Here is a 227-nt window from a genome sequence, read left to right on the forward strand (position 1 = left end):
ACGCTGCAGCTGTTCTGCGGAATCCTCGGCTCCACCATCGGCGACATGGCCCTGCTCTACGGCGTGCAGGGCGGCATCTATCTGGCCGGCGGCATCCTGCCCAAGCTCGGCCAGTTCCTCATCGGCAGCACCTTCGTCGAACGCTTCCTCAACAAGGGACCGATGGCGAAGGCGCTGCAGCGCATTCCCGTGAAGCTGGTCGAGCACGGGCAACTGGGTGTCATCGG

1 protein-coding gene is annotated in these 227 nt (G+C 64.8%); it reads left to right on the forward strand.

What is annotated here, in order from left to right; genetic code table 11:
• On the forward strand, window positions 1-227 hold a 227-nt coding region (locus QMX80_RS19310; RefSeq protein ID WP_282278793.1), incomplete at both ends, for a glucokinase.

This window comes from Stenotrophomonas sp. PS02297, from assembly GCF_029959705.1.
Classification (GTDB): domain Bacteria; phylum Pseudomonadota; class Gammaproteobacteria; order Xanthomonadales; family Xanthomonadaceae; genus Stenotrophomonas; species Stenotrophomonas nitritireducens.